This window comes from Streptomyces sp. Root431, assembly GCF_001426585.1.
In the GTDB taxonomy this organism is placed as follows: Bacteria; Actinomycetota; Actinomycetes; order Streptomycetales; family Streptomycetaceae; genus Streptomyces; species Streptomyces stackebrandtii.
Window position 1 is genome coordinate 329,526 of the sequence record NZ_LMEI01000006.1, and the last position, 19,626, is coordinate 349,151.

Sequence of the window (19,626 nt, forward strand, 5' to 3'; positions counted from 1 at the left end):
CGACGTCGCATCCTCCCACTCAGAGAGGAAGTCCCCTAAGTGTCCCCTGCCACACCCGCCCCGGAGACCGGGGGCGCGGCGCTCGAACTCCTCGTCCACGGAGTCGGCGGAGCCACCCCGCAGTCCATGCTCGACGACCCCAGGACCGTACGCGTCACCGGCGACGGCACCGCCGCCGTGTACCGGCGCGCCGAGGACCTGGACGCCGAGGACCACCCCGAGCGGTACGCCGCGCGGCCGGTGCCGGAGGCGTACTGCTGGTCCAATCTCACCTCCGGTGACGGCACCCGCGCCCTGTGGCTGCTGCTCCTGCCCTTCATGGTCGCCAACCTGGCCCACTGGATGCGCCCGCCCGCGCAGGGGATGCCGGGACTCGTCCGGCTGTACGGAGTCCTCGTCCGGCTCGTCGCGCTCACCCTCACCGTGCTCCTCACCGCCGCGGCCTGCGAGGTCGCGCTCGATCTGACGGCCTGGCAGTGCGCCGGCACCGCGGCCTGCTCCGACGCGTACTCCTGGCTCGGCTTCCTCGCCGCCGACCGGGGCGGCTGGTGGTCCGCGCCCGGGCGGCGCCTCGCCCTCGCCGCGCTCGTGCCGACGGCGCTCGTCGGCCTGCTCTGGTACCTGTCCAACCGGACCTGGAGCGCGTACGAGGCCCAGCGTCCGCCCACCGGCTACGACGCTCCCGCGCCGGAGCCGCAGCCCGGGACACCGAGCGACACGGAGGCCGCCGACCTCGCGGAGCCGCCCACCCCCGCCGAACTCCGCCCCGCCCTCGGCCGTCCCGGTTTCTGGTACGGGCGCCGCCTCGTCGCCCGGCTCCGGGCCGCACACACCGCCGCCGGCTTCCTCACCGTCGCCGCGGCCATCGCCACCGCCACCGCCCGCCACGACACCGGGGCGCGCGCGGTCTTGGGCCTCGCTCTCCAGACCGCCCTCGTCGCCCTCTGCGCCGTCGTCCTGTGGGTCGTCTGCCGCCGGGGCCGCAGCGAGCGCCGCCTCGACCTGCGCGTCGAGCGCACCCTCGTGTCCTGGCTGCCCGGCTCCGCCCTCGTGCTGCTCGCCCTCACCGCCCTGCACGCCGGCTGGTCCCGCCCCGGCTGGGCCTCCGGCGGCACCCTCCCCGGCGACGCCGCCTTCGGCGCCCTCACCCTCGCCCAGGGCGGTCTGGTCGTCGCCCTCGGTGCGGTCGCGCTGCTCCTCCAGCGGCCCCGCAGGGACCCGCGCACCGCGCTGCGCGGACTCGGCGGCCCCGCCGTCGCCATGCTCGCCTGCGCCCTCGCCGGGGTCATGTCCGGCGGTGTCGCCCAGCGCGTCGCCGACTGGCTCGACGGTTCCGGCGCGGGCGAGGGCGGCCCCCGGATCGGCCCGCCCGTACTGCTCAGCTGGCAGGCGTCCGTCATCCCCGTCCTGCTCCTGCTGCTGCTCGTGCCCGCCGCCCTCCTCGCCGTACGGACCGTGGTCGACGCCCGGCGGCTGCGGCCCGCCGTCGAGGCCGACTACGACGCCGCGGACGAACCGGACCCCGTCCGTACGGGGCAGATCGCGGCCGGCCGGGCCCGCGCGGCGCTCACCGACTCCGCGCCCGTCCTCGTCGGTGTCGTCTCCGGCGCGACCCTGCTCCTCGGAGCCGCGTCCGTCGCCGGCGCCTGGGCCAGCGGAAACGTCCCCGGCCGGGCCTTCGACGGAGCCCACCCCGCGATCGCCTCGGCCGCCTCGGCCGCCCAGGCCATCGGCTCCTGGATGATCGGCCTCGGCTTCCTGCTCTTCGTCACCTGGGGCCGCCGCGCCTACAAGGACGCGTCGGCCCGCCGTACGATCGGCATCCTCTGGGACGTGGGCACCTTCTGGCCGCGCGCCGCCCACCCCTTCGCCCCGCCCTGCTACGCCGAACGGGCCGTCCCCGACCTCACCTGGCGCATGAGCTCCTGGACCCGAGGCACCGGCGGCAGGCTCGTCATCTCCGGCCACTCCCAGGGCAGCGTCCTCGCCGCGGCCGCCGTCTGGCAGCTGACGCCCGCCACCCGCGGCCGGGTCGCGCTGCTCACCTACGGCTCACCTCTGGAGCGGCTCTACGGGCGCTGGTTCCCCGCCTACTTCGGCCCCGAGGCGCTGCGCTCACTGCACCGCACGGTCCACTGCTGGAGCAACCTCCACCGCGCCACCGACCCCATCGGCGGCCCCGTCCGCGTACCCGCCGAGGCGGGCCGCCCGGCCGTCGACGGAGACGTGCTGCTCGACCCCGTCGCGTACGGCCGCACCCGCGAGCACCCGCTGCCGGAACCGATCCTGGGCCACTCCGACTACCAGGCGGACCCGGCGTTCGCCGAGCGGCGCTCCGCCCTCCTCGACCGCCTTCCGCCCGCTCTTCCCCGCCAGCGCGAGCCGAACGGCCAGGAACATCAGGGGAGTTCGGGGAGGTCCTCCGGATAGAGCAGGGTCAGGTCGTCCGTGCTCGGCTCGGCGAGCGCGGCGACCCGGCCCGCGTGCCGCTCCACCATCGACTCGAACGTCTGCCGCGCCGTGCGGCCGTTGCCGAAGGCCGGGCCCTTGGGCAGCTTCGTGAAGTACGTGAGCAGGGCGTCGTCCGTGCCCGGCACCAGCCGGTACTCGTGCTCGTCGGCCTGCTGCCCCACGATCCGCAGGAGCTCGTCCGGCGCGTAGTCACCGAAGCTGATGGTCCGTGAGAAACGGGAAGCCACACCGGGGTTGACGGTGAGGAAGCGCTCCATCTCCGCCGTGTACCCGGCGACGATGACGACCACCGCGTCCCGGTGGTCCTCCATCAGCTTCACGAGCGTGTCGATCGCCTCGCGGCCGAAGTCCCGACCGGAGTCCTCCGGCGACAGCGCGTACGCCTCGTCGACGAACAGCACCCCGCCGCGCGCCCGGTCGAAGGCCTCCTGCGTCCGGATCGCGGTCGAGCCGATGTGCTCGCCGACCAGGTCCACCCGGGAGACCTCCACCAGGTGGCCCCGCTCCAGGACGCCGAGCGAGGCGAGGATCTCGCCGTACAGCCGGGCCACGGTCGTCTTGCCGGTGCCGGGGTTGCCCGTGAAGACCAGATGGCGGCGGACCGAGGCCGCCTTGAGCCCCGCCTCCTGTCGCCGGCGGCCCACCTCGATCATGTTGGTGAGCGTCCGCACCTCGTGCTTGACGCTCTCCAGGCCGACCAGCGCGTCCAGTTCGCCGAGCACGTCCTGCGAGGAGCGGGCCTCGGGCGCCGGCTCCACGGGCGCCGGGGCCGCCGGCTGGGTACGCGGCACGGGGACCGTCCCGAGGAGCCCCGCCGGCTGCGTGGCCGTCAGGACGGTGCCGACGTCGGGGACGGAGGAGCGGACGGCGCTCTCGTCGCTGGTGCAGTCCTCCGCGACCGCGCCCTCCTCGGGGAACTCGTACCCGCCGCGCGCACACCGCTCCGTACGGCACTTGCGCAGGCTCGTCCGGCAGCCGTCCGTCACGTGGAAGCCGTAGCCGCCGCTGCCCGTGACCCGGCAGCCGGTGAAGGAGCCGCGACCCTCGGCCGACACGTAGAAACCGGCCTCGGCGGGCGAGGTGACCGTGCACCGGTCGATCGTGGGGTCGGCGCCCTTGGTGACGATGACCCCGGTCTGCACGGCGTCGATCGTGCACCCCGCGAGGGTGCCGCCGCTGCCGTGGTCCCGGAACCAGGCACCCGTGGAGGCCTCCCGGATCCGGCAGTCGTCGAGCTGGGCCGTCGCCCCGTCGCTCACCGACACCGCCGTGTTCTTCACCTGCGACAGGTCGCTGTCGACCACGTCCACGCGCGAACCCCGGTCGAGGACGAAGAGCGCGTCCGGCACGTCGTGCACCCGGCAGGCGTCGAGGACGACGGTCGCGCCGTCGCTCACCCACACCGCCGGATAGTCGCCCGTACTGTCGTGGATCTCGCACTGGTTGGCGTCCACGCGCGTGCCCGGGTCCCAGACCGACAGTCCGTTGCGGCCGAAACGGCGGACCGTCGACCGGGTCAGGGTCAGCACGGAGCGCGAGCGCAGGTCGACCGCGTTCTCCGGGACGTCGTGGATGTCGCAGTCCGAGAGCGTCAGCACCGCGTCCGTGTCGAGGGTGATGCCGTCCGCCGACGTGCGGTGCACCGAGGAGTCGGTGAAGTGCGCGGTGGCGCGGGCCGCGATCTGGATGCCGGCGCCCTTGATCTCGTACACCTCGCAGCCGAGGCCCTCCAGGCCGCTGCCCTCGCCGGTGACCGCGATCCCGGCGCCGGATGCGTGGTGCACCCGGCAGCGCTCCAGCCGCGGATGCGCCCCGCCGCGCACCGATACGCCCGCCTGCCCGGCGGAGACCACCTCGCACTCCTCGAACACCCCGCCCGCGCCGTCGACCACGGCGATGCCGACGCCGGCCGGGTTGTCGATCGTGCAGCGGCGGACGGTCGGACGGGCGGCTCCCCGCACCTCGATCCCGGCGGCCGAGCGGGTCATGATCCGCAGGTCGAGCAGCTCGGGCGTGCCGTCCTCGACGAGCAGCGCGGGCGCGGCGACGTCCTGTCCCTCGATGTGCAGGTCCTGGACGGTGACGGAGGCGCGGACCGTCAGTGCCACCCCGTCCGGCGGCGCGATCCGCACGGAACCGACCGAGCCCTCGGGGCCGCGCAGGGTGACGGCCCGCCGCACGACCAGGTTCTCCCGGTAGGTGCCGGGCGCGACGGTCAGGATGTCCCCGTCGCTCGCGGCCTCCAGCGCGGCGGCGAGAGAGGCGTACTCACCCGTGCGGCGCCGCCACCGCGAAGTGCCGGTGTGCGTCACCTGGACCGTGCCCTGTGCCATGGGTGTGCCCTGCCCCCGCCTGATGCCTCGCCGGTGTTTCGATGCCCCACCGTAGCGCGCGCGGTGGGTGGGGGTTGACGGGTCGCGAGGGCTTGTCCCGACGGGACAACGGGGAGGGCGTCGGGGGAGGGCCGCGGGGTCAGCTGCCGGTGTCGGCGCGGCCCCAGTCGGGGCCCACCGAGGCCCATGCGCGGTCCAGGCGCGCGTACCGCCGCAGGACGAGGCGGCGTACGGCGAGGCGGCGGACGGTCTCCACCAGCAGGCCGGTGAGGAGGGCCGCCATCAGACCGGCGATGACCGCGTGCGCGCGGGCCGTGCCCGCCGGCATCGGCGGGGACACCGGGTGTCCGGCGCGGTTCGTCCAGAGGGCGAAGGTGTCGCCGGGGGCGGAGTGGCGCCGGGCCGTGGCCACCGTGCCCGTACGGGTCGTGCCGTCGGGCGCGGTCCAGCGGGCCACCACGGAGCGGCGCAGGCGCTCCTCGCCGGCGGACTCGGCGGTGCGGGGGCCGCTCGCGGGCCCGTCGTCGAGGCGCACGACCCGGGCCGTCGTCGGCAGCCGCTGCTCCTGCTGCGTGTGGACCGCGCGCTGGAGCGAGTCGTTCGCCGAGGAGCCCGCGGCACAGCCGACGAGGGGCACGAGCAGGCAGAGGAGCGCGGCGGCCGTGAAGGCGACCCACGCCTCGACCAGGTCCGTGGTCCGGCGCAGGGGATTGCGTCGCCAGCGCCAGACTCCGGTGGCTGCCCGCACGTCAGGACCCCCTCGTTGTTCGCCGCTCCTCCAACGAGTGTGCCCCGGGGCCGCGTTCCCCGCCTGTCGGGCGCGGGTTCCTCAGTCGAGGATCTTCACGGGGTCGCCGACCCGGACCGTGCCGCGGTGCTCGGGGACGAGGTTCTGGCCGAAGATGACCCGGCCGTCGCGCTTGCGGTGCAGGGCGAGGGAGCGCAGCGGCTCCTTGCCGCGCTCGGCGGTGAGCTGGTTCGTCGTGGTGACGACACAGCGCCCGCAGGGCCTGGCGACGCGGAAGGTGACCTCGCCGACGGCGAGCCGGGTCCAGCCGTCCTCCGCCCACGGGTCGGTCCCCTCGATCACGAGGTTCGGCCGGAACCGGTTCATCGGCAGGGGGCCCTCGTGGGCGTGGTCACCGGCCGCGATGAGGGAGTTGAGGGCGTCGAGCGAGGCCGTCGTGGCGGCGAGGAGCGGATAGCCGTCCGCGAAGCTCACCGTCTCGCCGGGCAGCGCGTACTCCGGGTCGACGGGCCGCCGGTGCTCGGGGGCGTCCATGTGGACGAGCCGGGCGTCCGTCTCCAGGTACGCGGAGACCCAGGCGGCCGCCTCGTCGCCGGCCGGGACCGCCTCCACGTACTTGTCGAAGATCTCCATCGTGATGGTGGCCGTGGGGGACGGCGCCTCGATCCTGACCGTCGGGTGGCCGGGCGCGGACAGCGCGACGCCGCCGTCCGCCAGGGGTTCGGCCGTGGCCAACGCCATCCGGGGGTGACGGCGTTGGGTCACGACCTTGCCCGCGGCGTCGACGACGGCCCAGCGGCGGTCCCCGGCGAGCCCCCAGGGCTGCACCTCGGCCTCCGTGGGGGCCAGTGCGCGCATGGCCTTCACCGGATGGACGTGGACGGAGCGGAGAACAGGAGTGGACATGCGGTCATCCTGCCAGCCGCTCCGGACCTCCGTCGCCCGGTTTGTCCGGCCCGGTCAGTAACCCCCGCCCTGGTAGGGGCGGTTGTAGGGGTCCTGGTACATCGCCGGGGCCGGGACGGGCGCCGGTGCCGGTACGGGCCGCGGGGCGGCCGGGCGCATCGCCTCGTACCCCGCGGCGGCCGGGCGGGGCTGCTGCGGGTACCCGCCACCCTGGTAGCCACGGGGGGCCACAGGCTGCTGCGGGATGTACGGGGTGGGGGCGTGCTGGAGCGGTGCGGGGGCCATCTGCGGCGAGGGCTGCGGATAGCCGTACCCGCCGCCGTAGGCGGGGGCGGGGTGCGGGCTGGGCGCCGCCGGGAGGGCGGGCAGTGCCGCGGGGAGCGCCGGCAGGTAGGAACCGCTTCCGGGGAAGCTGCTGCCGGTGTCGTAGGCGGCGGGCACTCGGATCGGGGCGATCTGAGGCGTGCCCCGCTCCGCGACCAGGGAGTCGTAGATCGGGGTGTCCGGGAAGGACGGCGCGGTGTGGTAACCGCCTCCATAGGTGGAGCGGGGGGAGGTCATGGCACATAAGTTAAGCCCACGATGTGCTGGTTGGGGAGCCTGATTAGAGGGTTGTTTGACGGGCTTGGTGAAGAGGCGGATCCCTAATCCGAGCGAACGTGACAAAAACGGGCGGCGGCGGACGCCAAGATCGTGTAAAAGCCGAGTTCGGAGGGGGTTACCGACGGGTCACGGTCGTGCGGGCCCCCCGGCGTACCCCGGCATGAAGAACGCATAAAGAAAAGGTGCCGGGAAGGCGTGGGAGAAGTGATCATGGGCATGCTTAGACGTCAATCCGAGGGAACAGGGGTCGATGTGCACGCGCCGAATTGACGGCGCTACTCCCCGTGTCGGGAAACGTAATTCCCGGTGTACGTACGCCCCTTCCACGCCGAACCCCGCCCGCGGTAGTGCTGCACGGCGGAGTCCACGGTCATCAGGAGGTAGAGGAGGGCGGTGAAGGGGAGCAGGGGCGCGAGCCACAGCGGCTGCCGGTAGTAGCGGAGCATCGGCACGTACGTCCCCGCCATCACCGCCCAGGCCGCCCCGCCCGCCCAGGCCGCCGCCGCGTCCCCCGTCGGCCCGCCCGCCGCCAGGGCCACCGGCGGCACCAGGTAGACCACCGCGAGACCCGCCACCGTCCCCGCGAGCACCAGCGGGCTGTACCGCAGCTGTGCGTACGCGCTCCGCGACACCATCCGCCACAACTCGGCGAGGCCCGGGTAGGGGCGGATGCTGTCGACCCGCTCCGCGAGCCCGAGCCAGATCCGCCCGCCCTCACCCCGTACCGCCCGCGCCAGCGACACGTCGTCGATCACCGCGTGCCGGATCGCGTCCGGCACGCCGGCCACCACCGCCGTCTCCGTCCGCAGCAGCACGCAGCCGCCCGCGGCGGCCGTGGCGAGGGGCCGCGCCCGGTTGATCCAGCGGAAGGGATAGAGCTGCGCGAAGAAGTAGACGAACGCGGGCACGACGAGCCGCTCCCACCGGCTCGCCACCCGCAGACGCGCCATCTGCGAGACCAGGTCCAGGCCGTTCGCCCGCGCCGACCCTACGAGCAGCCGCAGACTGTCCGGCTCATGGGCGATGTCCGCGTCCGTGAGGAGCAGGAACTCCGGCTCGCGCGCGCGGGCCAGGGCGATGCCGTGGCGCAGCGCCCACAGCTTCCCCGTCCAGCCGGGCTCCGGCTCACCCGGCGACACGACGGTGAGCGGCAGCCCGCCGCGAGGCTCGGGCCCCCGCCGCTCCCTGAGTCCTCCCGCCAGCTCGTGGGCGAGCTCGCCCGTGCCGTCCGTGCTGCCGTCGTCGACGAGGATCACCTCGGCCTCGCCGGGATAGTCCTGCGCCAGCAGCGACGGCAGACTCAAGGGCAGTACCGCTGCCTCGTCCCGCGCCGGTACGACCACGACCACCCGCGGCCAGCCGCCCTCGGCGGGCACGGACCGGCCCCCGCCGACCGGCGGCAGGCGCTGGTCCGTGCGCCAGAAGAAGCCCTGGCCGAGCAGCAGCCAGAGCCAGGCGGCCAGGGAGGCGATCGCGAACCAGGCAAGGGTGCTCATTCGCCGCAGTCTGCCCCAGATCGCCGGGCGTGCGAGGCCCATCGGCTAGGGTGACCGGGTGAAGATCGCGCTCATGGATTCCGGAATCGGCCTGCTCCCGGCGGCAGCCGCGGTGCGTCGGCTGCGGCCGGACGCGGATCTGCTCCTCTCCAACGACCCCGACGGCATGCCGTGGGGTCCGCGCACCCCCGAGGACCTCACCGAGCGGGCCCTCGCGGTCGCCCTCGCCGCCGCCGAGCACGGGCCGCGCGCGCTCATCGTGGCCTGCAACACCGCCACCGTGCACGCCCTGCCCGCCCTGCGCGCCGCACTCGAACCGGGCATTCCCGTCATCGGCACCGTCCCCGCCATCAAGCCCGCCGCCGCCGGCGGCGGCAAGGTCGCCATCTGGGCCACCCCGGCCACCACCGGCAGCCCGTACCAGCGCGGACTCATCCGCGACTTCGCGGACGGCGCCGAGGTCACCGAGGTGCCCTGCCCGGGACTCGCCGACGCCGTCGAGCACGCCGACGGGGACGCCGTGGACCGGGCCGTCGCCGCGGCCGCCGCCCTCACCCCGGCCGACGTCCGCGCCGTCGTCCTCGGCTGCACCCACTACGAGCTGGTCGAGGAGCGCATCCTCGCCGCTCTGGCGGAGCGCCGCCCGGCCGGTCTGCCGCCGATCGTCTTCCACGGCTCCGCCGACGCCGTCGCCGCGCAGGCGCTGCGCCGGATCGGCGCCGAGCCCGCGCCCGGAGCGGACCCCACCGGCAGCCTCTCCGTCCTGCTCAGCGGGCGCCCCGGACGGCTCCCCGCCACCGCCCTCGGCTACGCCGAAGGCCGCATCCTCGGGGCCACCGCGCCCGCTCACTGACCGTGAGGGAGCGACCGCGCTCCGCCGCGCTGTGCCGCGCGAACCTGGGTACGCTTCCTGGTATGAGGCAGTACCCCCGGGACCAGCGCGCCGACGAGCGGAAACCCGCCGTCTGGACCGGCCGCGCCACCAACCGCCTCCAGTGGCTGGCGGCGGCCGCCGGTGCCGCCTGCATGGCCCTGGGCATCACGATCGCCGTCGAGTCGGCCTGGACCTCCGGCATCGCGGCCCTCCTCATGGCAGTGATCGGCTGCGTCGCGGCCGGACTGCTCGTCCTCTTCGGCACGCTCGCCTTCGTCCACGTGGCCGTCAAGGTCGACGACCGCGCGATGGAGGTCCGCTGCGGCCACATCGGCCTGCCGCGCCGCCGCATCCCCCTCTCCCACGTCGTCGGCGCCGACTTCGCCCCGAGCGTCACCCCGCGCCAGTGGGGCGGCTGGGGCTACCGCTGGCGCCCCGAGAAGGGCACGGCCGTGATCGTCCGGCGCGGCGAGGGGCTGGTCCTGCGCCTCGGCGACGGCCGTACGTTCACGGTCACGGTCGACGACGCCGAGTCCGCGGTCCGCGTCATCCGCGACCGCCTCCGCCACCCGGCCCCGCCGGGACCGCCCGCCCCGACGGGCGTCTGAGCCCCGACGCTCCCGGCGCCGTCCCGCCACCGTCCGGACGGTGGCGGGACCGCGCCTGGGTGCCGGCGGGAGGGACGGCCGGAGAGTGGCGGGACAGCCGTGGGACGCCGGCCGGAAGACGGCGGGAGGGACGGCCGGAGGGACGGCCGGAGGGTGACGGGGCAGCGGCCGGACAGCGGCCCGACGGCCGGTCACCGCGCTCGTACCCGCCTCTGCGCCGACAGGGACGCCCCGTAGACTCCGCAAGGTGAGCGCCACCATCACCCCCGCACCCGCCCCCGCGTCCGGAGCCGAAGGCTCGTCCGCGACGGGTTCCCCGCTGCGACGGTTCGTGCGGCCCGCGACGGCCCTGCTGTCCGGGCTCCTGCTCTTCCTGAGCTTCCCGCCGCGCCCCCTGTGGTGGCTCGCCCTGCCCGCCTTCGCGCTGCTCGGCTGGACCCTCCGGGGCCGCCGCCTGCGCGCGGGATTCGGCCTCGGCTACCTGGCCGGGCTCGGCTTCATGCTCCCGCTGCTCGTCTGGACGGGCGAGGAGGTCGGCCCGGTCCCGTGGCTCGCCCTCGCCGCGATCGAGGCGCTCTTCGTGGCCGCCGCCGGGCTCGGCATCGCAGCCGTCTCCCGGCTGCCGTGGTGGCCCTTCTTCGCCGCCGGGGCGTGGATCCTCGCCGAGGCGGCACGCGCGCGCGTGCCCTTCGGCGGCTTCCCCTGGGGCAAGATCGCCTTCGGGCAGGCGGACGGCGTCTTCCTGCCGCTCGCGGCCGTCGGCGGCACCCCGGTGCTCGGCTTCGCGGTCGCGCTCTGCGGTTTCGGTCTGTACGAGGCGTACCGCCGGTTCCGCGCGTACCGCGCCACCGGCACCGTCCCGCGCGGCCCGCTCGCCGTCGCCGCGCTCTCGGTGCTCCTGCCGGTCACGGGCGCGGTCGCGGCGCTGCCGCTCGTCGACGACACGGCGGAGGACGGCACCGCGACCGTCGCCGCAGTCCAGGGCAACGTGCCGCGCCTCGGCCTCGACTTCAACTCCCAGCGCCGGGCCGTCCTCGACAACCACGCCGCCAGGACCCGCGAGCTCGCCGACGCCGTCAAGGCGGGCCGCGAGCCGCAGCCCGACTTCGTCCTGTGGCCGGAGAACTCCTCGGACATCGACCCGTACGCGAACCCCGACGCGGCCGACGTCATCGACGGCGCCGTCCGGGCCATCGGCGTGCCCACCGTGATCGGCGCGGTCATCTCCCCGCCGACCGGCAAGCTCCGCAACACGCTCATCGAGTGGGACCCGGAGCGCGGCCCCGTGGCCACGTACGACAAGCGGCACGTCCAGCCCTTCGGCGAGTACATCCCGATGCGCTCCGTCGTCCGCCTCTTCAACAGCAACGTCGACCGGGTCAGCCGCGACTTCGGCCCCGGTTCGAAGGTCGGCGTCTTCGACCTCGCCGGGACCAAGGTCGGCCTCGCCACCTGCTACGAGGCGGCCTTCGACTGGGCCGTGCGCGACACCGTCACCCACGGCGCCCAGCTCATCTCCGTCCCCAGCAACAACGCCACCTTCGGCCGCAGCGAGATGACCTACCAGCAGCTCGCCATGTCCCGCGTGCGGGCCGTCGAGCACAGCCGGTCCGTGGTCGTGCCCGTCACCAGCGGGGTCAGCGCGATCATCCGCCCCGACGGCGAGATCGTCGCGCAGACGAAGATGTTCACCCCCGACGTCCTCGTCGAGAAGGTGCCACTGCGCTCCTCGCTCACCCCGGCGACCCGCATGGGCACCCTGCCCGAGGCCCTGCTCGCGGCACTCGCGGCCGCCGGCCTCGGCTGGTCGGCGTTCCGTTCCGTACGGGCCCGCCGTACGTCCGCCAAGTGATGATCATCCGATGATCTAGGGTCGGTGTCATGGGTACCCCTGACTTCATCCGCGCACTGCGCGAGACGGCCGGACACCAGCTCCTCTTCCTGCCGGGGGTGAGCGCCGTCGTCTTCGACGACCGGGGCCGGGTCCTGCTCGGGCGGCGGTCCGACAACGGGACGTGGGCGGTCATCGGCGGCATCGTCGAGCCCGGCGAGCAGCCCGCCGACTGCGCGGTGCGCGAGGTGTTCGAGGAGACCGCCGTGCACTGCGTGCCCGAGCGGATCCTGCTCGTGGAGACCCTGCGCAAGCCCGTCGTCTACCCCAACGGCGACACCTGCCAGTACATGGACGTGGCCTTCCGCTGCCGTGCGGTCGGGGGAGAGGCCCGGGTCAACGACGACGAGTCGACCGAGGTCGGCTGGTTCGAGGTCGACGACCTGCCGGAGATGAAGCGCTTCTCGTACCTCCGGATCGAGAAGGCGCTCGCCGACGACCCCACATGGTTCCGCACCACAGAGACCGGCTGAACTATGGGATGGGACCACATCGGTGGGGGAGTGGGCCGTTCATAGGGTGCGAGCATGAGCGCCCCCATCACCGTCCCCGCATCCGACTCGGCCTCTCCCACCCCCCTGCCCGGGGTCGTCGCCCTCGACCTCACCGGCCGCACCGCGCTCGTCACCGGCGCGGCCAGCGGCATCGGGCGGGCCTGCGCGCTGCGGCTCGCCGCCGCCGGGGCCCGGGTCAGAGCCGTCGACCGGGCGGCCGAGGGCCTGGAGACCCTGGCGGGAGAGACCGCCGGCCTCCCCGGGAGCGTCGAGCCCCGGCTCCTCGACCTCACCGACCTGGACGCCGCAGAGAGCGCCGCCGCCGGAGCCGACATCCTCGTGAACAACGCCGGACTCCAGCTCGTCCGCCCCATCGAGGATTTTCCGCCGGACGTCTTCCACACCGTGCTCACGGTCATGCTGGAAGCGCCCTTCCGCCTCATCCGGGGCGCACTGCCGCACATGTACGCCCAGGGCTGGGGCCGGATCGTCAACCTCTCCTCCGTCCACGGGCTGCGCGCCTCCGCCTTCAAGTCCGCCTATGTGGCCGCCAAACACGGTCTGGAAGGCCTCTCGAAGACCGCCGCCCTCGAAGGCGCCCCGCACGGCGTCACCTCCAACTGCGTCAACCCCGGCTACGTACGCACCCCGCTCGTCGAGCGCCAGGTCGCCGACCAGGCCGCCGCCCACGGCATCCCCGCGGAGCGGGTCCTCTCCGAGGTGATGCTCAAGGACTCGGCGCTCAAGCGGCTCATCGAACCCGAAGAGGTCGCCGAAGCCGTCCTCTACCTCTGCACCCCGCAGGCCTCGTTCATCACCGGCACCTCGCTCACCCTCGACGGCGGCTGGACCGCTCACTGAGGGACACCCCTGCGGATGCCGCGGCGAAGGTCGTCCACAGGGGTGGTGCGACCACACGTTCGGCAGGTATCCCAGTGTCCATGTCCCACGAACACGTCTCCTACCTGGAACTCCTCGCCCGAGGAGCCGCGACGGAGGCCTACGACCGGCCCGTACTGCTCGCCCGTGCGAGCGGCGCGGGCCCCGAGGCGCTGGCCGAGCTTGAAGAGGCCAAGCTGCTCGCCCTGCGCGTCCGGGCCGAGCTGGAGGGGCGGCGGCGCCGCGAGGCGGAGCTGTCCGCGCTCTTCGCGACCGCCCACGACCTCGCGGGACTCCGCGACCTCGACGCCGTGCTGCGCGCGATCGTCCAGCGCGCCCGCTCGCTCCTCGGGACCGAGGTCGCCTATCTGAGCCTCAACGACCAGTCCGCCGGGGACACGTACATGCGGGTCACCGAGGGCTCCGTCTCCGCGCGCTTCCAGCAGCTGCGGCTGGGCATGGGCGAGGGACTCGGCGGACTCGTCGCCCAGACCGCCCGCCCGTACGTCACCGACGACTACTTCGACGACGCGCGCTTCCAGCACACCCGGACCATCGACACGGCCGTACGGGACGAGGGCCTCGTCGCCATCCTCGGCGTGCCGCTCAGCCTCGGCAGCCAGGTCATCGGCGTCCTCTTCGCCGCCGACCGCAGGGCCAGGGTCTTCGAACGCGAACAGGTCGCGCTACTCGGCTCCTTCGCCGCGCACGCCGCCGTCGCCATCGACACCGCCAACCTCCTCGCCGAGACCCGCTCGGCCCTCGCGGAGCTGGAGCGGGCCAACGACATCATCCGCGAGCACAGCGGCGTCATCGAGCGGGCCTCCGAGGTCCACGACCGGCTCTCCGAACTCGTCCTGCACGGCGGCGGCGTCCACGACGTGGCCGACGCGGTCTCCGAAGTCCTCGGCGGAACCGTCGAGTTCACCGAGGCGGATGCCGGATCCGCCCGCCGCGGGGAGGGCCACGCCGTCCGCGAGGGGGACGACTGGGTCGCCGCCGTCTCCGCCGGCGGGGAGACCCTCGGCGCCCTCGTCCTGCGCGGCCGGCCCGACCTCGACCCCGTCGACCAGCGGACCCTGGAGCGGGCCGCGCTCGTCACCTCCCTGCTGCTGCTCGCCCGCCGCTCGGCCGGCGAGGCCGAACAGCGGGTACGCGGCGAACTCCTCGACGACCTCCTCGACGCCCCCGACCGCGACCGCCGCCTCCTGCGCGAGCGCGCCGCCCGGCTCCGTACCGACAGCGACGCACCCCACGTCGTGCTCGCCGCCCGCATCGACCGGGCCGACGGGACGGCCGACCCCGACACCGGCCGCCGGGAGAGCGCCGACCGCCGGCGCCTCGGGGCGGCCGCCTCGCACCTCGCCGCCACCCGGCACGGCCTCGCCTCGGCCCGCGACGGCGGCACGGTCCTGCTGCTGCCGCTCGGTCCCGGCGAGAGCGCCGCCGACCTGGCCCGCCAGACCGCCCGCCACCTCGGCGGCACCCTGCGCGAGCCGGTCACCGTCGGTGCCTCCGCCCCCGTACGCGCGCCCCTCGACCACCCGGACCAGGTCGCCGTCGCGTACGAGGAGGCCCGCCGCTGCCTCGACGCGCTCCGGCTCCTGCACCGCTCCGGCGAGGGCGCCGCCGCCGAGGACCTGGGCTTCCTCGGACTGCTCCTCGCGGACAGCCGGGACATCGACGGCTTCGTCGACCGGACCGTGGGCCAGGTCGTCGCGTACGACCGCCGCCGCGGCACCGACCTCGTCCGCACCCTCGACGCCTACTTCGCGAGCGGGATGAGCCCGGCCCGCACCAAGGACGAACTCCACGTCCACGTCAACACGGTGGCCCAGCGACTGGAGCGGGTCGGCCGGCTCCTGGGCCCGGACTGGCAGTCCCCGGCCCGCGCCCTGGAGATCCAGCTGGCCCTGCGCCTGCACGCCCTTGCGGCGACGGTCCCGGGAAAGTAGAAGCGAAAAACCCCGTGCCCCGCTCGCGAAGAGCGGGGCACAGGGGCACGGAGGCGAGGGAACTCACCACCACCCGTCAGACGTCGGCGCCGACCCGGGACTCCCGAGGGGTGCGCTCCTCGATCTCCCCGAGGTCGCGGTCGCGGGTCTCCTTCGCACAGGCGATGGCGACGACGGTGAGCAGCGCGGCGGCGATCACGTACAGGGCGATCGGGGTCGAGTTGCCGTAGTCGGCGAGCAGCGCGGTCGCGATGAGCGGCGCCGGGGCGCCGGCGGCCACGGAGGAGAACTGGGCGCCGATGGAGGCGCCGGAGTAGCGCATCCGGGTCGCGAACATCTCGGAGAAGAACGCGGCCTGCGGCGCGTACATCGCTCCGTGGAGGACCAGACCGACCGTCACGGCGAGCAGCAGGGAACCGAAGGTGCCCCGGTCGATCAGCGTGAAGAAGGGGAACATCCAGGCGCCGACACCGATCGCACCGATCAGGTACACGGGACGGCGGCCGAGCCGGTCGGAGAGCGCGCCCCAGAGCGGGATCACCGCGAAGTGGACGGCGGAGCCGATGAGGACGGCGTTCAGGGCGGTCTGCTTGGAGAGGCCGACCTGGGTGGTCGCGTAGACGAGGATGAACGCGGTGATGACGTAGTACGAGATGTTCTCGGCCATGCGGGCGCCCATCGCGATGAGCACGTCCCGCCAGTGGTGGCGCAGGACCGCGACCAGCGGGAGCTTCTCGACCTGTCCGGCGACCGCCTTGCGCTCCTCGGCGGCGGCGAGTGCGGCCTTGAAGACGGGAGACTCGTCGACGGAGAGCCGGATCCAGAGCCCGACGATCACGAGGACGCCGGAGAGCAGGAACGGAATCCGCCAGCCCCAGGAGGCGAAGGCGGCGTCGGAGAGCAGCGCGGTGAGCGCGGACAGCACACCGGTCGCGAGCAACTGCCCGGCCGGCGCCCCGGTCTGCGGCCACGAGGCCCAGAACCCGCGCCGCTTCGCGTCCCCGTGCTCGGACACGAGGAGCACGGCCCCGCCCCACTCACCCCCGAGCGCGAACCCCTGCACGAGCCGCAGGACGGTCAGCAGCACCGGAGCGGCGGAACCCACGGTCGCGTGCGTCGGCAGCAGCCCGATCGCGAACGTCGCCCCACCCATCAGGAGCAGGCTCAGCACGAGCAGCTTCTTCCGCCCGAGCCGGTCCCCGTAGTGCCCGAACACCAGCGCCCCGAGCGGCCGGGCGGCGAACCCGACGGCGTACGTGAGGAAGGACAGCAGCGTCCCGACCAGCGGATCGGACTCGGGGAAGAACAGCTTGTTGAACACGAGCGCCGCGGCCGACCCGTACAAGAAGAAGTCGTACCACTCGATGGTGGTGCCGATGAGACTGGCGGCGACGATCCGCTTGAGCGAACCGGGTGGCGTCGGGGAGGTTGTTGCGGCGGCCATGTGCACCACTTCCAGGCAGGGCGGGGACGATTCGGTGTCGCCATACCGTAGGAAGACGCAGGTCAGGGGCGTATGTGGTGGGACACCATAGTTCGGGTGCGCCGTGTGCGCCCGGCGTCCATGGCCTGCTGTTGCGATCCGTCATGTGTGGCGCTGCTGGCCCCGTGGGTCGGATAGCCGTTCGCGGAGGCTGGTTCGAGTCGCCTTCGCGACCTTGAAAGAGCACGCGACACCTCACGTACTCGCGAAGGCCCCACCGCCCAGGCGGTACTGGCGCTTCGCGAGGTTCCTGGGAGCGGTCAGAAGAGGACCGATGCCGTACGGGGAGGCGTATGGGGGGATCCCGATCGTCGATGCCACGGCCGAAGAGGGCTGCCCACGAACAGGTGAAAGTGCCGGGTGATTCCCAAGCCTGCAGCGCGGGTTCGATTCCCGTCATCCGCTCTTGAGCGAAGGTCCGGGTCAGCGACCTGGGCTCCTTGTCGTGATCATGCTAGTGCCTCGCAGTCACTGCCGCGTCACCTGGCGACGCCCCGCCACCCCGCACAGGCCGAGCGCGATGACGCCGACGCCGCGTCGGGTCGGCGTCGGGTCACCACTGGGCGATCAGTGGCGTGTCCGGTTCGTGTTGCCGCCACGCTTCGGTGAGGCGAACGAGGCGGGCGGGGGCGGCAATGCCGCGCACGGCTGCGACCTTGTCTTCGGCGACGTCGAACGTCACGGCGCCCAGGACCTGGCCGCCGAGGACGAAGAGGATCGCGGGGGCGCCGTTGACGACCGCGTAGTGGAGGGCGGGCGCGCCGCCGGCAAGCCGCCGCTTCGCGGGCGTGGGCTTGAAGCCGCCCCGCATGACGGCGGCGACGCGCTGCGGAGTGTCGTACCGCAGCAGCTTCTCGGCCAGGCCGGCGCCGTCGGAGAGCGCGATCACGTCGTCGGTGAGCAGCGCCACCAGCCGTTCGGTGCGGCCCGAGGTGGCAGCGGTCAGGAATTCCTCGACGATCCTGCGGGCGGACGCCGGGTCGACTTCGCCGCGGCGGCGGCGCGTGGCGGTGATGCGGGTCCGGGCGCGGTGGAGGTGCTGCTGGCTCGCGGACTCGGTGAGGTCGAGGATCTCCGCGATCTCGGCGTGGCCGTAGGAGAACGCCTCGCGCAGGATGTAGACGGCCCGCTCAACGGGTGACAGGCGCTCCATGACGATCAGCATGGCCAGGGAGACCGATTCGCGCTGCTCGAAGGTGTCGGCCGGGCCGAGCATCGGGTCACCGTCGAGGAGCAGTTCGGGGAACCAGGCACCGGCGGTGCGTTCGCGGCGGACCTGTGCCGAGCGGAGCCGGTCGAGGCACAGGTTGGTGACGACCTTGGTCAGCCATGCCTCCGGCACCTTGATCTGCTTCCGGTCGGCGGCCTGCCAGTGCAGGAACGCGTCCTGCACGGCGTCTTGGGCGTCGGCGGCGGAGCCCAGCAGCCGGTATGCCAGCGAGGCCAGCCGGTTCCGGCTGGCCTCGAACCGACTGGCGTCGAAGCGATCAGTGGCGGTGCGGTCCATGCGAACCACCCTAAGTGGTAGGGCAGAAGGCTCGCCTCGGGGCTCTTCTTGCGTGGGTGGGGTGTTGCACGCTGAGCCGGTGGAGGGAGAGGTCGGTCGTGGCGCGAGGGTCCCCGGCGAGGTCCCTGTTGTGCCCACCTGGGCGCATCCGTCACGGCCCGGTCGACGACACGTCCTGAGCCGGCGGGTGCTGTGTGTGTGGGAGGCAGACCGTCGCATGCGTGGCCGGCTGCGCGGCCGTGCCCTCGACGGTGGCGACAGGACGGCGGCGCAGGTTGCCGGCCAGGCACAGCACCAGACCAAGCGTGAGCCACGCCGCCAGTGTGGTGGCGGATTGGGCGGCGCCGTGACCGTCGAAGAAGGCGGTGGAGCGCAGCAGTTGGCCACCGGCCCCGGGCGGAAGCAGTTGGCCGAGGGTGCCGGACCGGCCGGGCAGCATCTCGGGTGCGGTCGCGGTGCCCGACAGGGGGTTGCCGATGAGCATCATGGTGGCGGCGCCGAGGCCGAAGCCGACGTACCCGAGCAGTGACTCGAGACCGAGGATGGTCAGGGAGGTGGCCGCGATGGCCAGGGCGATGGCGCCGCAGTTTGCCCAGTAGGAGCCGTCGAGTGAGCCGAACCAGAATTGGAGGGTCGCCGTCACGGCAAGTCCGCCGGTGACGGCGAAGGCGAGCGCTCCGGTGACACGGCGGACGCTGCCGCGGACGAGCCTGGTCAACAGCAGGGCGGCGAGCAGGCCGCCCATGACCAACGGCAGGACTCCGGCGGCCAGTCCGGAGCCGCGCGGGTCGTCGGCCGGCAGCGGGACGAGGTCGCGGGCGGCGACCGCGGTGCCGGTTCCCTGCGCCTGGCCGAGGCCGGTCGCGATGCTGTTCAAGGTCTGGGCGACGGCGACGCTTCCGGCGGACGCGGTGATGACCTGCGGTGTGCCGGAGCCGAGGTCGATCGCCCCGTACACCTCGCGGTCACGGATCAGCCGTTCGGCGGCGGCGGTGTCGGCGACCTCGGTGATCTGGAAGCCGTCGGGAAGCCGTTGGTCGAGCACGGACGCGATCTGCTTGACGGCGGGGGCGGGCCCGGCGACGGCGATCGGCACGTCATGCACCGATGAGCGTACCGACGGCCAGGCGAAGGCGGTGAGCAGCAGGCTGATGCTCACCGTGAGCAAGGCGACTGCCCTGGCCACGGTCGGCCAGGGTGAAGGCGACGCGTCGGCTGCGGGCGCGGCCTGAGTGGACATGCCTTCTCCTTCAGAGGAGGGAGTTCATCGCCGGGCCGGGCGCGCGGGGTTTCGGACTCGGCCCGGTCGGCTCTTCCGGATCGCGGACGTAGCAGACGCCGCTGATGGGGGCCTTCTCGACGTGGACTGCCAGGACG

General features: G+C 73.8%; 15 protein-coding genes. 7 read left to right on the top strand and 8 right to left on the bottom strand.

The window, feature by feature from the left end; genetic code table 11:
* The first annotated feature begins 39 nt into the window (after window positions 1-39).
* Entirely contained in the window at window positions 40-2,430 is a 2,391-nt protein-coding gene (locus tag ASC82_RS05970) for a hypothetical protein (RefSeq protein ID WP_056642588.1), read from the top strand.
* On the opposite strand, the gene ASC82_RS05975 is transcribed toward ASC82_RS05970, so the two are convergent.
* From ASC82_RS05975 to ASC82_RS05995, 5 genes are all read right to left on the bottom strand, one after another.
* Window positions 2,400-4,805 carry a right-handed parallel beta-helix repeat-containing protein gene (locus ASC82_RS05975; protein WP_056642591.1) on the bottom strand — a complete coding sequence of 802 codons (2,406 nt, stop codon included), beginning with the start codon at window positions 4,803-4,805 and terminating at the stop codon, window positions 2,400-2,402. The genes ASC82_RS05970 and ASC82_RS05975 overlap by 31 nt on opposite strands.
* A gap of 139 nt (window positions 4,806-4,944) precedes the next feature.
* The gene (locus tag ASC82_RS05980) at window positions 4,945-5,553 is read right to left on the bottom strand and encodes a hypothetical protein (RefSeq protein WP_056642594.1); all 609 of its coding nucleotides are present in this window, start codon (window positions 5,551-5,553) and stop codon (window positions 4,945-4,947) included.
* Window positions 5,554-5,634: 81 nt separating this feature from the next.
* Window positions 5,635-6,459, bottom strand: a complete 825-nt coding sequence (locus ASC82_RS05985; RefSeq protein WP_056642597.1) for an MOSC N-terminal beta barrel domain-containing protein — start codon at window positions 6,457-6,459, stop codon at window positions 5,635-5,637.
* 54 nt (window positions 6,460-6,513) lie between these two features.
* Window positions 6,514-7,020: a DUF6643 family protein gene (locus ASC82_RS05990; protein ID WP_056642600.1), complete on the bottom strand. Its 507-nt coding sequence runs from the start codon at window positions 7,018-7,020 to the stop codon at window positions 6,514-6,516.
* A 317-nt stretch (window positions 7,021-7,337) separates the two neighbouring features.
* Window positions 7,338-8,558, bottom strand: coding sequence for a glycosyltransferase (locus ASC82_RS05995; protein WP_056643321.1), 1,221 nt, complete (start codon window positions 8,556-8,558; stop codon window positions 7,338-7,340).
* Window positions 8,559-8,616: 58 nt separating this feature from the next.
* Here ASC82_RS05995 and ASC82_RS06000 point away from each other — a divergent pair, with 58 nt between their 5' ends.
* From ASC82_RS06000 to ASC82_RS06025, 6 genes are all read left to right on the top strand, one after another.
* The gene (locus ASC82_RS06000) at window positions 8,617-9,411 is read left to right on the top strand and encodes an aspartate/glutamate racemase family protein (RefSeq protein ID WP_056642603.1); all 795 of its coding nucleotides are present in this window, start codon (window positions 8,617-8,619) and stop codon (window positions 9,409-9,411) included.
* Window positions 9,412-9,473: 62 nt separating this feature from the next.
* On the top strand, window positions 9,474-10,040 hold the full coding sequence (locus ASC82_RS06005; RefSeq protein ID WP_056642606.1) for a hypothetical protein: 567 nt from the start codon (window positions 9,474-9,476) through the stop codon (window positions 10,038-10,040).
* A 247-nt stretch (window positions 10,041-10,287) separates the two neighbouring features.
* Window positions 10,288-11,892, top strand: a complete 1,605-nt coding sequence (gene lnt, locus ASC82_RS06010) for an apolipoprotein N-acyltransferase (RefSeq protein WP_056642609.1) — start codon at window positions 10,288-10,290, stop codon at window positions 11,890-11,892.
* A 29-nt stretch (window positions 11,893-11,921) separates the two neighbouring features.
* On the top strand, window positions 11,922-12,404 hold the full coding sequence (locus ASC82_RS06015; protein ID WP_056642611.1) for an NUDIX domain-containing protein: 483 nt from the start codon (window positions 11,922-11,924) through the stop codon (window positions 12,402-12,404).
* Between the two features lie 54 nt (window positions 12,405-12,458).
* Entirely contained in the window at window positions 12,459-13,286 is an 828-nt protein-coding gene (locus tag ASC82_RS06020; RefSeq protein ID WP_242427563.1) for a 3-hydroxybutyrate dehydrogenase, read from the top strand.
* Window positions 13,287-13,366: 80 nt separating this feature from the next.
* Entirely contained in the window at window positions 13,367-15,259 is a 1,893-nt protein-coding gene (locus ASC82_RS06025) for a GAF domain-containing protein (protein ID WP_056643327.1), read from the top strand.
* 76 nt (window positions 15,260-15,335) lie between these two features.
* Here ASC82_RS06025 and ASC82_RS06030 read toward each other — a convergent pair whose 3' ends face one another.
* The 3 genes from ASC82_RS06030 to ASC82_RS06040 all read right to left on the bottom strand — a co-directional run bounded on the left by ASC82_RS06030 (window position 15,336) and on the right by ASC82_RS06040 (window position 19,489).
* The gene (locus ASC82_RS06030; protein WP_056642614.1) at window positions 15,336-16,703 is read right to left on the bottom strand and encodes an MFS transporter; all 1,368 of its coding nucleotides are present in this window, start codon (window positions 16,701-16,703) and stop codon (window positions 15,336-15,338) included.
* A gap of 592 nt (window positions 16,704-17,295) precedes the next feature.
* Complete coding sequence (locus ASC82_RS06035) at window positions 17,296-18,249, bottom strand: sigma-70 family RNA polymerase sigma factor (protein WP_079039074.1); 954 nt, start codon at window positions 18,247-18,249, stop codon at window positions 17,296-17,298.
* A 151-nt stretch (window positions 18,250-18,400) separates the two neighbouring features.
* Window positions 18,401-19,489 (bottom strand): ABC transporter permease, encoded by a 1,089-nt coding sequence (locus ASC82_RS06040; RefSeq protein WP_199862474.1) that lies wholly within the window; start codon window positions 19,487-19,489, stop codon window positions 18,401-18,403.
* Between the last annotated feature and the right edge of the window lie 137 nt (window positions 19,490-19,626).